A 13740-nucleotide genomic window follows, 5' to 3' on the forward strand; every position below is an offset into this window, starting at 1 on the left:
GAAAGCAATCGACGATCTAAGAGGTTAGGTCTCGATGCGATCGGAGCCAAACCAGCCGATGATCAACCCGGCTGCGAAGGCGATCAAAAGATAAGGCCAGAGCGTGATAGCGAGATAAAGCATCGCGACCTCCTGATCACGGCGTAGCCAAAACAACGGAAAGTCCGTCCGCCACGCCGGCGGCGCCATTAGCCGTCAGCCGAGCGGGATCAATGCCAATCTCCGCAAAGACACCCGCTATGCTGCGGGCACGCGCCTCGCCGAGAGTCTGAGCGCGAGCTGCGTCGGCGCCACTTGCCGTCGCGGTTAGCACGAAACGGGCCGCGGGACAGCGGAGCGCCAACGCTCCGAGCCGGTCAATCACACCGCGGCTGTCTGAAGCAACCGTGGCAGCACCGTCGTCGAAGCGAACCGGCGTTCGAAGGAGCACCGCTCCAATGGCTTCTGCGCAGGCGGCAGCCTCGAGCGGCGGCTCAGCCGGCATGGCGTTGACAGCGATCTCCAAACTGAAGCCAGGGGGTACCGCCGCCGAGAGCTCGGAGGACAGGCGCGCCGCACCAACGGCCGTGAAGGCGCTGCCCGTTACTCTGATGACTGTCCCTTCGATACTGACGTTGCCCTTGGCGAGAAGCGAAGCGGCGCGGATCGCAAACAAGGCCGCGTCGCGCGCGCCTGCCGGGGCACTCTTGGCCACCTCCGACGAATCGAGAATGTCGGCCTTGCCAAATGCCCGGTCGGCGGCCGCGGCTAACGCTTTGCGCATAGCGTCGTCCGCAAGATCGCCATCGAGAGTCACGGTATCGAGCCCGCGTTCGACGAAAAAGCGAAACGCGGTCGCCGCCGAGATCTCTATGTTTCCTTTTATGACGCCAGTCGGGAGGGCATCAAGTTCGGTCCCGATCGTCGTGCTCCCTTCCGTCGTCGACGCCTTGCCAGTCACGGACAGAGCATTGCCAACGAGGCGCACTTCGCCAGAATCGAGCTCGGTCAGAATCGCCACCGCCTTACGTGCCACGGCGACCAGGTCGATGGCCGGATCAAGACCCGAGCCGAGACCAGACCGATCGACGAGGCCGAGATCGTTCGACGAGCCGTCGATGACCGCGCGGATGGCTCCGCGAATGGCTTCCGACGGGGCAGAGCCTGCAATGGTCAGTTGGTCGGCGTCCTTGACCATTGACCAGACATAAGGGGTGATCATTGGCGGAGTGACGCCATTGCCGACATCGTAGCCGGCCGGCGGATTGGCGATGGCAGCTTCCAGCTCGAGAAAATCACCCGATGTCGCCGCTGCTCCCGACAGTGTCAGATGAGTGCCCGACAAGAGCGCGGTCCCCTCATCAAGCTTGGCAAGAAGGCCGATCGCAAACTGGGCGGCCTTGTCGAACCCGGCGGGGGCACCATCGGCAAGCGTCGTCTCGACCACCGGCTCGCTATCGCCCGGTTTATTGCTTGCAACAGCTTGGGCCGCATCAGCAATATCGCCCCGCGCATCGTCCGTTGGCACGAAGCCGGTAACCGTCACGCGGCCATGACTTTTGGAGATGGCCAGCGTGAAGGGCTCGACGATCGGCAGGGCAATGGACTTCTGAAGGACGAAACCCGGCGGGTTCCAGGTCTCGAGATAGGCATTGAGCGTTCGGTAAGCCTCCGGGCTCGCAGCTCGACCGGACACGACAAGCACATGGTCATTGAGCGCGATATGCGCCGAGGCCAAAAGATCAAGATAATCCACCGCCGCGGCGGCAGTTTCGGCAAAGCCATCCGGCGCGCCTGATGCATAATCGAGATTGTCGAATACGTTACGCGGTCCGATTGCCTGTCGAACAACGTCGAGCAGGGTATTCCGTGTTGCCGGATCCGGCACAAAGCCGGAAACCGTAACGCCACTGTCGTCGCGGTCAATCGACCAGACAAAAGGCGAGGCCAGCGGCCGCGATACGCTCACAGCCAAGCTGTAGCCCTCCGGCAGCGCGGGCGAAAACGTCTTCAACCGATCGTAGGCAGCGTTACTGATCGCTTCACCCGCGACGGCCACAGCCTTGTCGGTCAGCGTCACCTTGCCATGCGAAAGGAGAGCCGGCACGCCATAGAGAGGGCGCAGAACGTCAAAATAGCGATCGTCGGCTTTGCCACGCGCCAAGAGGCTATGATCGACAACGCCGAGCCCTGGCGCCGCGGTCGCCAAGGCGCCGAGAATACGCGCCCTGTCAGGCAGCGATGGCACGGCGCCTGTCAGGACAACCGTATCGCCATTGCGCTCAAGCGCCGTGACATAAGGGCGAATCTCGGGCAACAGCCCGGCCGCGGAGGCATCGACCATACGGACCCCGTAAAGCCGGCCCAACCGTTCTATCGCCAGTTGGCGATTCTCTTCCGACGGCGCATCGCCCCGGAGATAAACGTCACGACCACGAATGTCGACGGACGCCCAGCTGGTCGCTTCACCGGCCAATACCTGCCCGCTACGCGTTCCAAGATCGATCGAGATGTCTGTCTTCTTGGTAATAAGTGCCGCCGCTGTGACGGCAACCGCCGCAGCCACTCCGAGTATCGCCGAGATCTGCCAGCGAACCATCTTCCCGTCTCCGGAAGCCCGGACGTCCACCGCGTCCGTTCGCGGAAAGAAGAATACGAAATGGCAATTGCGAAAAGCAATTACCCGGGGAGCACAGTCGCCAAACAAATGACGAATAAGGCAAAAAAAGTCGTGGCCAGTGACACAAGACCAGCAGTCTTCAAATAGAAAAGGCCCGGACAAGCCGGGCCTTTTCCTCAAACCCCGAAGGGAATGATATTACCACACGCGAACGAGGCGGGTAACGGCAGTGAACTGGTTCCAGTCGTCCTGAGAACCGTAGTCAACTTCACCCTGCAGGTTGAGGCCCGGGGCGAGAGCGTAGTCAACGCCGAGGTTGCCGTAGATGAAGTCATCGGCAGCGCTGGCAGTCGAAGCATCGACCATCTGGTAACGAACGCCGGCGTACACAGCCAGAGGATCGGTAACCTGATACGAAGCGGCCAGAGCCAGATCGGTGATGTTATCCGAGGCCTTGCCAGCGAGGTTGGTCAGGCGGGTGCCGTGACCACCATCCGTGTAGGCAGCCCAAGCGCGCAGCGACAGCTTGTCGATGAGCTTCAGGTTGGCAGTCGCCTTGACACCGAAGATGTCGTTATCGTCGTGATCATAGGTCCGGTAGATACCCGACACGTCGAAGCTACCCCAGGACTGGCCGGTGATACCGACGATACCCGAAGCCTGCAGGCCAGCCTGCGAACCAGCCGACCAGATGGTCGGGCGGCTGTTGCTGTCGTCGTTGCTGTAAACGCCAGCGCCAACGAAGAAGCCACCACCGAGGTTGTCAACCAGAACGCTGGCGCCGACAGCGGTGAAGTCGCCGGGGCCCCAGGTCGAGTCGTTGATGCCATAGAGGCCGTCGCCGTCGGCGACTTCGTCCTGACGACCAACCGTCACGTAGCCGACCTGAATGAAGGCCTGGCTGAGGTTGATGCCGTTGGTCGAGTTCGTCTCGATTTCGAAGTACGAACGAACGGTGCCGAGGTCCGAAGCCGTGCGGGCATCAAAGCCAACGTAGGCATCAGCGCGGAGAGCAACGTTGTCAGCAGCATTGTTCGTGCTGCCACCATTGTTGGTGTAGGTCACGCCAGCACGGACGCGGCCCTTGATCTTGAGGCAGGTTTCGCTGCCGGGGATGTAGAAGAAGCCGGCGCCGTAGGCGTCGCAAACCTTCACGTAGTCAACAGCGGCCGGAGCAGCATCGCCCGGCAGGTCGGCGGCGTAAGCGCCCGTGGCGACCATCAGGCCGGCGGCGGTGCCGAGCAGCGTCTTCATGTTCATTTCCTGACCTCCAAAAGTCATCTAGAGAAAGAACCCTTCCCTGCCTGACAACAAACGGCCTGACCGTTATCATCTCTGGCGTGGAACCGGTTCCGGTTCTTTGCCGCCTTGGTCCGCCGCCTAACCACCCCAGGCAGATCGACTTCACTTGGCGGTGAGTTCCGTCTCCCGAAATCTCACGGTGATAGTGATGGCCGATCCTGAGCCGGTCTTCAACGGTAAAGACGCTGGCAATCCGCCCTCGACGGCTAATCGAAAATCCATGTTGCAGTTTTGTCACTCCCCTCCCTACCCCCGGCAATACGAAGATTAATGAAGGGTTAAGATGCTGCTTCAAAAGGAAATTGTCGGTTTCCAACCCATTAGCATCCGTCAATTTTCCACAGACCCCAGGGAACTTACTCATAACCAAACGGCTAGGGAGCAAACGAGCTTTCCACAGCCACGGAGCCAAGCGGACCGTTCACCGACGACGAATCTCTCCTAGGGGAATCGGCAGAGCAAGGGACGCCAAGGCGAAAGAGAATCGAGCGACTGGCTTCAAGACGCCACCTCGCGTCAGAACCGATGAGCGATGCCGTCGGAGCCCTGGGGCTTGATGGCAGAGGATCTTTCCGATTGGATGGCGCAGCTCGTCCAAAACATTTCTCCGGAATCACCCCATGTCGTCCCGTCCTTCGCCGCACGCCATTGCCGCAGGCCTGATTGCCGCCTTTGTCGGGTTCGGCGGCGCCTTTACCGTCGTCGTGCGCGGTTTATCAGCCGCGGGCGCATCACCTGCTGAAGTTGCCTCTGGGCTGATGGCTGTCACCGTTGCCATGGGTTTTTCCGGCATCCTTCTCAGCCTCAGGTTCCGCATGCCGATCTCAGTGGCATGGTCGACCCCGGGCGCGGCTCTCCTTGCTTCTTCAGGAGCCGTTGCTGGCGGATATTCCTATGCGGTTGGGGCCTTTCTCATCACCGGCGCTCTTTTGATGCTGTCGGGCGTCGTCAAACCACTCGGCCGGGCGGTCGCTGCCATTCCGACGCCAATCGCTTCGGCGATGCTGGCCGGCGTGCTGCTGACGCTCTGCCTCGCACCAGTAAAAGCGGTGGCCATCTCGCCGGTCGCCGGACTTGCCGTGGTGCTGACGTGGCTTATCGTCGGCCTCTGGCGCAAGGTGCTAGCCGTACCGGCCGCCGTTATCGTTGCCGCCATTATTATCGCTCTGACAACACCCATTCCAGAAGCCGTAACGGCCGGGCTGGTGCCAGCGCCGCTGCTTATTGTTCCTCATTTCAGCTTCGCCGCACTGATTGGTACAGCGTTGCCGCTCTATGTCGTGACCATGGCGGCGCAGAATATCCCAGGCATGGCCGTGCTGAACGCCAACGACTATCGACCGGCGTTCGGCCCCATCCTGCGGAACACCGGCGCCTTCACCCTTCTCGCAGCACCGTTTGGCGGCCACGCGGTGAATCTCGCGGCCATCACCGCGGCTCTCTGCGCCGGCTCGGACGCAGACCCCGATAGACACAACCGCTACTGGGCGGCCGTCGTCTGCGGCGTGGCCTATGTTGTCGTCGGACTGATCTCCGGTGCCGCCACGGCCTTCATCGCAGCCGCGCCGCCCGTTCTCATCGAGGCGGTAGCTGGCCTTGCGCTGCTTGGAGCCTTCGGCGCCTCCACGTCGACGGCACTATCGGCGCCCGAAACGCGCGAAGCGGCCGTCGTCACATTTCTGGTAACGGCTTCCGGTGTTGGATTCCTCGGCATCCCCGGCGCCTTCTGGGGGCTGATCGCCGGCATCGCCGTTCACCTCATCAACCGCGTCAGGATCGCCTGACAGACCGCACTGGACCCCTCGCATGTTCTATCTGGTACGACACGGCCAAACGATCTGGAACACGGAGGCCCGCTTCCAGGGGCAGTTCGATTCGCCACTCACCGACCTTGGCCGCGACCAGGCGACACGCATTGGCAAGGCGCTTGCCGGCGAGATTGGCTTACGCGCGGAACCAATCCGCGCCTACGTCAGTCCGCTCGGCCGCACCCGCGCCACGGCGGAACTGATCGGACGATCACTGGCGATGGATATCGTCGAAGAGCCAAACCTGATGGAGGTGCATTTCGGCGACTGGGAAGGGCTGACGCGAGAGGACATTCTTTCTCGCTTCGGCAGCGACCAATCCATCCGCCCGATCGATTGGCAATTCCAGGCGCCGGGCGGAGAGACGCTCGACGTCGTGCTCGCCCGCGTCGGCGCGTGGTACGCAAAGGCGGAGTCGCCAGCCGTCATCATTACCCACGGCGTCATCAGCCGTCTGGTGAGAGGCCTTCACGCCGGCCTTGGACACGAAGAAATGCTAGCATTGCCCGTGTCGCAGGATGGTTATTTCCGGCTCGACGGCGGGCACATCGAATTTGTGCCGGCGCCCTGACCGAGTACACCCTGCCGGCAGGTGGTTTCATTGACCGAACCGGTCAAATCCTAGTGTTAAGGACGTGATCGGCCGCCTCCGGCCTCGCCAGGATAGTGGTTATGCCGTATGGTTCCTCCATCATGACCTTCTGGCAGCAATTCTCAGCCGTCATCTCCCGCATTCCCGATGCGGTTACCTGCGTCTTCCAATGCGTGGTCGACGTGCTGCGTGAAACGCTGTCGCCAGAAGCACGCCGCGGGGTCGCCTTCACCTCTGCCATGATCGCGCTGTCTGCCAAGATGGCCAAGGCGGATGGTGTCGTCACCGCCGATGAAGTGGCCGTTGTCGAGCGGCTTTTCCAGGTGCCGCCGGAAGAAAAGCGCCACGTCGCTCGCCTCTTCAATCTCGCCAAGCAGGACATCGCCGGCTACGAGTATTATGCTGAACGGATCCACGCACTCTATGAGACTGACGTGGAGACGCTCGAGGATATCCTCGATGGTCTGTTCGTGATCGCCACCGCAGACGGCAGCCTGCACGAGGCTGAACTCGCTTTCCTCGAGACGGTGGCGACCATCTTCCAACTGCCGCAGGCGGCTTTCCATCGCGTCTTCGCACGCCACGTCGGCGAGGATGCGCGCTGCCCCTATGCCGTGCTCGGTCTACCACCGGGCGCCGACGACGAGTCGGTGAAGAAGGCTTGGCGACGGCTCGTTTCCGAGCATCACCCCGACCGCCTTCAGGCGCGCGGCCTACCGGCCGACTTCATTCGCGTCGCCACAGAACGGGTGGCCACCATCAATGCCGCCTATAGCGCCATCACCCGGCAGGCGGCGTAAAGGTCGACAAACTATTCGGCTCGTCTTCGGATTCCGAATGCCCACCCTTCCGGCCTGCGGGCGCTTCCGCTAAATACGGAAGCCATGACTGACACATCCTTTCTCCCCGACGGCTATCACCCCCTCGCTCCTGGCAAGCTAGCGAATCTCGTCACGTTTCTCGAGATGCAGGAGCGCCCCGAAAAGCCGCGCCGTCCGGCACCGTCCGGCTATGTGCTGGAGCCCATCGACCGCTGGGATACCAGCGCCTTCCTCGATCTCTACCGGGAGATCGGCTGGGAGTGGCTGTGGAGCTCACGCCTTTTGATGTCGCGCGAGAAGCTCGAAGCCAAGCTCGCCGCGCCGCATATGCGCTCGTGGTGCCCCGTGAAGGATGGTCGACGCATGGGGATCGTCGAAATGGACCTCTCCGAGCCGCATGAGACAGAGATCTCCTTCTTCGGCCTGGTCCCGGACGCAGTCGGCAGCGGCCTTGGCGGTTGGATGATGGATGAGGCGATCGACCTTGCCTTTGGGCGACCGGGTATGAAGCGTCTTTGGCTGCATACGTGCCATTTCGACAGTCCACAGGCCCTGCCCTTCTATATGCACATGGGTTTTGCGCCCTACGCCCGCGCCGTCGAGGTGCATGATGATGTTCGCCTTCTCGGGCGACTTGACGAAAGCGCCGGTCCGCATGTCCCGATGATCCGAAATGGCCGCCGCCCAGACCTTGGCTGAGGAGGCGTCTGCCGCCGGGATTGGCTTGGCGCGCCTTTCAGGCGATTGTCCCGCGCACCGAACAAACGGGACTTTCTTCGCCGTCATCTTGTGGTATTGACCTTGCGGTACTAGCCCGAGGGTGTGCAACCTGACGGGCACGTACCGCAAGAGACCGACATGATCGCATCCGAGCGCCCGGCTCCCGTTTTCATTGATAGTCCTCCACGCCTTCCCATGACGAGCTTCCGCGACGCTGAAGCCGCCGTCGATCGTCTGGTCGAGATCTACGCCCGCAACACCGCTTTCCTCCGCTCGTCCTTCGAGGCAGTGGTACAGGGTGCCGTTCCCGATGGGCGCATTCGCGCCTACTACCCCCTCATCCGAGTGTCGACCGACACGCACGGCCGCGCCGACTCGCGTCTCTCCTACGGCCAGTTCAGTGGTCCCGGCGTCTATGAGACTACCGTGTCGCGGCCCGAACTGTTCCGCGCCTATCTTGTCGACCAGCTGACGGTGATCATCCGCAACTACGACGCGCCGATCGAAGTCGGCGAAAGTTCGCTGCCTATCCCGTTGCACTTTGCCTTTTACGAGGGAGCCTATGTCGAGGGCGCGCTGATGGACACGCTGCCGCGTCCATTGCGCGACATGTTCGATGTGCCCGATCTCGCCGTGACCGACGACGCCATCGTCAACGGCACGCTCGATCCTAAGATCGGCGACCCTCTGCCACTTGCCCCGTTTACCGCCCCGCGCGTCGACTACTCGCTACACCGTCTGCAGCACTACACGGCAACCTCGCCGCGGTTCTTCCAGAACTTCGTGCTTTTCACCAACTACCAGTTCTATGTCGACGAATTCGCCGCCCGTGCTCGCGAGATGATGGCTTCCGGCCAAAGCGATTACATTGCGTTCGTCGAGCCGGGCAATCAGGTGACACCGCTCGGAGAATCAGCCCCGACCGAGGGCGAGGAACTTCAGCGCCTGCCGCAAATGCCAGCTTACCATCTGGTGCGCGAGGACCACTCCGGCATCACGCTTGTCAACATCGGCGTCGGTCCCTCGAACGCCAAGACGATCACCGACCACGTCGCCGTTCTCCGTCCGCATGCCTGGGTGATGCTCGGACACTGCGCCGGCCTCAGGAACAGCCAGGCACTCGGCGATTATGTGCTTGCCCACGGCTATGTGCGCGACGACCATGTGCTCGACGCCGATCTGCCGCTGTGGATCCCGATTCCACCGCTGGCCGAAATCCAGGTGGCGCTCGAAGGCTCGGTCGCCGAGGTCACCGGCCTCAAGGATCTCGAACTCAAGCGCATCATGCGCACCGGCACCGTTGCCACCATCGATAACCGCAACTGGGAGCTGCGCGACCAGCGCGAACCCGTGCAGCGCTTCTCGCAATCGCGCGCCATCGGTCTCGACATGGAATCGGCGACGATTGCCGCCAATGGTTTCCGTTTCCGTGTGCCTTACGGCACGCTGCTCTGTGTCTCCGACAAGCCCCTGCATGGCGAACTGAAGCTGCCGGGCATGGCGAGTGCCTTCTATCGGCGACAGGTCAGCCAGCACCTCACGATCGGCATCCGCGCGATGGAGAAACTGCGCGACATGGCACCGGAGCGGCTGCATTCGCGCAAGCTGCGCTCCTTCATGGAAACGGCCTTCCAATAGGTTCCCGCCATTTCCACTCAAGCTCCGGCCCTGTCGGGCCGAACCGAACCTGGACTATCTGATGCTCACTATTTTCGACTGCGACGGCGTGCTTATCGATTCCGAGATCATTTCCTCCGCGGTTACCGCGGAAGTGCTCAACGAGGAGGGCTTCGCCATTACCGCCGATGAAGTGACGTCCCGCTTCGCGGGCCTCGCCAGCGGTGAGATGGAAGCGATTCTGTCCGAAGAGACCGGACTGCCGGTTAGCGGCCGCATCAAGGAGCGCATCCAGGCGGAATTCGATCGGCGCATCGTGCACGTCAAGGCGGTGCCCGGTGCCGCCGAATTGCTCGATGCGCTCGACGGTCCGCGTTGCATCGGCTCCAACGCAGACTCGGCCTATCTCAAGCGGGCGCTCACCAGCGCCGGGCTCTACGACCGTTTCAAACCCTACGTGTTCTCGGCAGGCGAAGTTGGAACTCGAAAAGGCAAGCCAGACCCCAACGTCTTCCTCCATGCTGCCCAGGATTTCGGGGTCGACCCGGCCGAAGCGATCGTCATCGAAGACTCGTTTGCCGGAGTCACAGCCGCCGTACGCGCCGGCATGCGAGCGATCGGCTTTACCGGTGGGGCACACTCTTGGCCAGGACATGCCGAGGCCCTGATGGACGCCGGCGCTGAAACGGTGGTTCGCCGGCACGCCGATATTCTCGCCGTGATCGAGGCTTTGGGAAGCTGGGACGGTCGAGGCGTTTGAATGGCAGTTCGTGACACTGACTGACACTTGATCGTTCGCTTGCCACAAGCCTCGATCAAGTGTCGGTGTCATTGTGCCTGAATTTCCTTCAGCGCTTCGACGAGCGAATAGCGGTCGCTCCCCTCCCCCGAGACGACGTCGGCGATCACCGGCCGGCCTCCTTCCGAAATCACCCGGAAGTGCAGTTCTGAAACAGCGTTGCGCTCCTCGTCGGAGGCGTCCTCCATGCAGGCGAAACGCTTGAAACGGACGACGACATCGGTGGCCGCTCCGTCCGTCTTCCCGACTTGAAGGGTGAGGCCTTCCAACGGGCAACCATCCTGCCCGAGGATGATCGGATCATAGTCGAAGGGGCTGCCCACCCCATCTTCCGTGTCATAGGCGGGGTGCTTGGTCGCCTCGGTATAAAGGGACCGCGTGTTCTTGCTGAAGTTGCCGATGTGGGCTTCGTCGAAATAGTCGCCCACCTCACCGTCGGTGTTGGACCAAAGTGCCGTTGCCACGTCCATAATGGCATGTACCGGCGTTGTGGCATCGGCAGCGTTGGCCGGTCCGACGAGCGCAAGAAAACCAGCGACAAGAAGATACTTCAGCATCGAGAAATTAAACCTCGCCCTTCATGAAATCGAAGCAATACTAGGCATTTACCGCTGGCCACGCAATCGCCGCCACCACTCACTTAAGCTATGTTCGGGGCGCCCCTCAGGCCGTCATGTCCGTCCCTGCCTCGGCATCATCAAGCCTTTTTTGCCGCCCGCAGCACGGCGGCGATCACCGCTGCGACGGCCTTGTAAAGATCGATAGGGATCGTCTCGTCGAGTTTCAGCGTCGACAGCGCATCGGCGAGTGCCGGGTTCTCCTCTACCGGCACGCCGGCCTCCCGAGCTTTCTCGACGATCGCCTCAGCGACGGCGCCCTTGCCAGTGGCGACCACTTTCGGCGCTCCCGGCGCTGCATACTGCAGTGCCACGGCCTTGCGGATGTCCTTGTCGCTCATAGCTGAAGATCCAAGCGATGGCTGGGCGCAATCGCCATTTCGTCGTGGCCTTCGGACGGATGTCCTCGGTGAAGATCGACGCCGGCCACGACCATGCCCTCCTGCTCGAGGCCCAGTACGATATTTTCGCGCTCCGCCTCCATCCGGACCAGGCCGTCGTCGCTTTCGCACCAGACGCCCACCGCAACACGCCGCCCATCCATCAATCCAACGCGAACGGCGACTGAACCAAGGGGGGCAATATCGAAGGCGATATCCACCTGAAAGACGCGGCGCGGCGGTGCGCCGGGCTCGTTCGGCGCATGGTCGTCGCGCTCGATGCGAAGCTGGGCAATCGAGGTGCCATTCGGCCCAACAATGGGGATTTCCAGCATCAACACCGGCGTTGGCTGAGCAACTTTCGCCTCTCGGCTCTCGGCGGATGCCGCCTGATGCAGAAAGACGCGCGACAAGGAACGTTCCGTTTCGCCGAGCGCGCGACCGGCCATCGTTTCGGTCGAGACCGCCTCACTCTCCTCGTCATTGAGAAGCGGCACCGCCGGCTGGCCACGAACTGGACCACTCTTGCGCGGCGGCGCCGGGCGGTCAGCGCGCGAAGGCGCCGCGTCATCACCAGTCCCCTCAAGGCTCGCCATCACGTCAGCGTTGCGACCGAGCCAGACGGTCAGTTCGCGGCGCAACATCTCCAGCGCACCTTTGAGATCGACGCCGGCCGTCAGCGATGGCGCGGCGGTTGGCGGGGACGTTCGTAGCGGGACCTGCGGCGCGGGCGCCCCGGAAATCTCGACGCCGATTGGCGCAACCGGACGGGGCTGCGGCGCGACCTGCGGTGCGGACTGTGCAACTTCCTGTGCCGCACCAGTTCCCGGTTGAGGCGGCGCCGATGAAGCCTGCACGCCGGAAGACGGGGTGACGCCTTGCTGCGCTAGCGCGTCGGATGCGGCGACAGGTGTTGCCGGACTGACCGTCACTGCCGGGCCGGTCGGCACTCGCTGCGCCGCCGATCCCGGTGGCGAATTCGGCAAGTTCTCCACGGCGGAAGGAACAAAGAGAGCTCGTTCGCCGGCAGGACGAGGAACAACCGCTTCGCTACCGGCGGCAACAGCCACCGAAGGCGAGGCCGGATGGTCGGCAGCGGTGGACGTCCCGGTCGGTGCCTCCGTGACAATCGCGGAGATCGTGGGCGTCAGCGGTCGGCCGGGTGTCCATGGCGCGAAGGAGCGCGAAGAGGTCAATGTACCGGCGGCCGGAGCTGACGGAACTGTCGGTGCGATTTGAGTTGGTGCACCAGACCCCGACGGTTCGGAAGCGCGTGCCGGGTGCGACACTGCTGGTTGGGCGAGACCTTCGAAAACCGCTGCCGGATGATCAGCAAGCCGACCGGCAACGGCGGCCATCGCCGGACTTCCAGGCGAGGTTGAGGGCGAGGAAGGCACAGCACCGCCGCTGGCCGACGGCACGGCCACGGCCTCGCCATCGCCGGTCGAGACTATTTGAGCAGGGATGGATGCCGCCCCTTCAGGCGCGTTTCCGGCAACTGACAGCAAGGGTGCTGTGGAGGCAAGCGTTGTCGCAGCGACACTCGGCGGTGCTTCTCCAGCCACCGTTGTCGGCGCCGCGGCCACGGCGTTGCTCGATAGCGGGACAGCGGCCGTTTTGGAAGTCACTGAAGCGGTTGCCAACGGCGCTACGGTGCCGGCTGCCGGAACGGTCACGACCGCTTCGTTCGGAGCACTCGATAGGGTGAGAGCACCGACGGCACTGACAACGCTTGAGACTTGAGAAGTGATCGTCGTGGCGGTTGGCGCGGGCATGGCTCTCTGTCGCCCATAGGCTTGAGCGGCTGATGCCGATGTGCCGAGATTTGGGCGAGGGCTTACATCGGTTGACGGCGAAGGTGCGGCAGACGAAACCGGCATCGAGGCGGTAGTCGAGGTCGCCGGCACAGAGGCGGATATCGCAGGCGGTGCCGTCGCCAATCGCCCGTCCCCAGTTGCGCCAGCGAGCGCCTGCCGGACGGCCGGCGGCGGCGACGCAGCCATTTTGCCAGCTGCCACCGCCTCGTGGAATACGCCCGACGAACGGATCGCCTCGGCTACCCGCGCTGGCGTCACGTCGCCATCACCGAGGCGGAAGGCCATTATGGTCTCGACGGCCGATTTCACCGCGTCAGGCAAGTCAGAAGCGCCAGCGAGCTCGGTCAGCGTGGCGTAAAGTTGCGCCAACCCGCCCTGGTGGCCAAGCGCCTCGGCCACAGCTTTTTCAATTAAAGTGGTTTCTGGAAGGATGGCGGTTGTCGGTTCGGTCGTTGCCGCGGCCTGGAGGTCGATAAGCGAACTTGCCGCTGACTGTTGGGCGAGCGTCTTTCCCGGCTGACCGGAGTTCGCCTGGATTTCACTGATCACCGGCGGCAGCGGGCCGATCGCCATAGGCGTGCTCCCGGAGAAAGGGTATCCGGGAGGGTGCTTCGAAACGGTCCGTCTGGCAAGCCGTCACATTGGATCTGGCGCGGTTTTCAGGCGGA

Annotated in this window: 11 protein-coding genes; 6 read left to right on the forward strand and 5 right to left on the reverse strand. The window is 62.7% G+C overall.

Features of this window, described 5'->3' with window-relative positions; genetic code table 11:
* Positions 1–136: 136 nt before the first annotated feature.
* On the reverse strand, positions 137–2578 hold the full coding sequence (locus tag AB6N07_RS22470) for a BON domain-containing protein (RefSeq protein WP_370675268.1): 2442 nt from the start codon (positions 2576–2578) through the stop codon (positions 137–139).
* Positions 2579–2797: 219 nt separating this feature from the next.
* Complete coding sequence (locus AB6N07_RS22475; RefSeq protein ID WP_370675269.1) at positions 2798–3853, reverse strand: porin; 1056 nt, start codon at positions 3851–3853, stop codon at positions 2798–2800.
* Between the two features lie 668 nt (positions 3854–4521).
* Between AB6N07_RS22475 and AB6N07_RS22480 the strand changes: the two genes are divergently transcribed.
* From AB6N07_RS22480 to AB6N07_RS22505, 6 genes are all read left to right on the forward strand, one after another.
* Complete coding sequence (locus AB6N07_RS22480) at positions 4522–5685, forward strand: benzoate/H(+) symporter BenE family transporter (protein WP_370675270.1); 1164 nt, start codon at positions 4522–4524, stop codon at positions 5683–5685.
* Between the two features lie 22 nt (positions 5686–5707).
* Positions 5708–6280, forward strand: coding sequence for a histidine phosphatase family protein (locus AB6N07_RS22485; protein ID WP_370675271.1), 573 nt, complete (start codon positions 5708–5710; stop codon positions 6278–6280).
* A gap of 122 nt (positions 6281–6402) precedes the next feature.
* On the forward strand, positions 6403–7101 hold the full coding sequence (locus AB6N07_RS22490) for a TerB family tellurite resistance protein (protein WP_370678303.1): 699 nt from the start codon (positions 6403–6405) through the stop codon (positions 7099–7101).
* A gap of 84 nt (positions 7102–7185) precedes the next feature.
* On the forward strand, positions 7186–7821 hold the full coding sequence (locus tag AB6N07_RS22495) for a GNAT family N-acetyltransferase (protein WP_370675272.1): 636 nt from the start codon (positions 7186–7188) through the stop codon (positions 7819–7821).
* Positions 7822–7980: 159 nt separating this feature from the next.
* A complete protein-coding gene (locus AB6N07_RS22500; protein WP_370675273.1) occupies positions 7981–9480 on the forward strand; it encodes an AMP nucleosidase in 1500 nt (499 codons plus the stop codon).
* 61 nt (positions 9481–9541) lie between these two features.
* Positions 9542–10219 (forward strand): HAD family hydrolase, encoded by a 678-nt coding sequence (locus tag AB6N07_RS22505; protein WP_370675274.1) that lies wholly within the window; start codon positions 9542–9544, stop codon positions 10217–10219.
* 68 nt (positions 10220–10287) lie between these two features.
* Here the strand turns inward: AB6N07_RS22505 and AB6N07_RS22510 are convergent, their stop codons facing one another.
* The 3 genes from AB6N07_RS22510 to AB6N07_RS22520 form a co-directional block, all read right to left on the reverse strand.
* The gene (locus AB6N07_RS22510) at positions 10288–10815 is read right to left on the reverse strand and encodes a hypothetical protein (RefSeq protein WP_370675275.1); all 528 of its coding nucleotides are present in this window, start codon (positions 10813–10815) and stop codon (positions 10288–10290) included.
* 140 nt (positions 10816–10955) lie between these two features.
* Positions 10956–11216, reverse strand: a complete 261-nt coding sequence (locus AB6N07_RS22515) for an EscU/YscU/HrcU family type III secretion system export apparatus switch protein (RefSeq protein ID WP_370675276.1) — start codon at positions 11214–11216, stop codon at positions 10956–10958.
* The gene (locus AB6N07_RS22520) at positions 11213–13645 is read right to left on the reverse strand and encodes a hypothetical protein (protein WP_370675277.1); all 2433 of its coding nucleotides are present in this window, start codon (positions 13643–13645) and stop codon (positions 11213–11215) included. Before AB6N07_RS22520 ends, AB6N07_RS22515 begins: the two co-directional genes overlap by 4 nt.
* Positions 13646–13740 lie beyond the last annotated feature (95 nt).

Origin of the sequence: Pleomorphomonas sp. PLEO (assembly GCF_041320595.1) — a bacterium.
GTDB lineage: Bacteria > Pseudomonadota > Alphaproteobacteria > Rhizobiales > Pleomorphomonadaceae > Pleomorphomonas.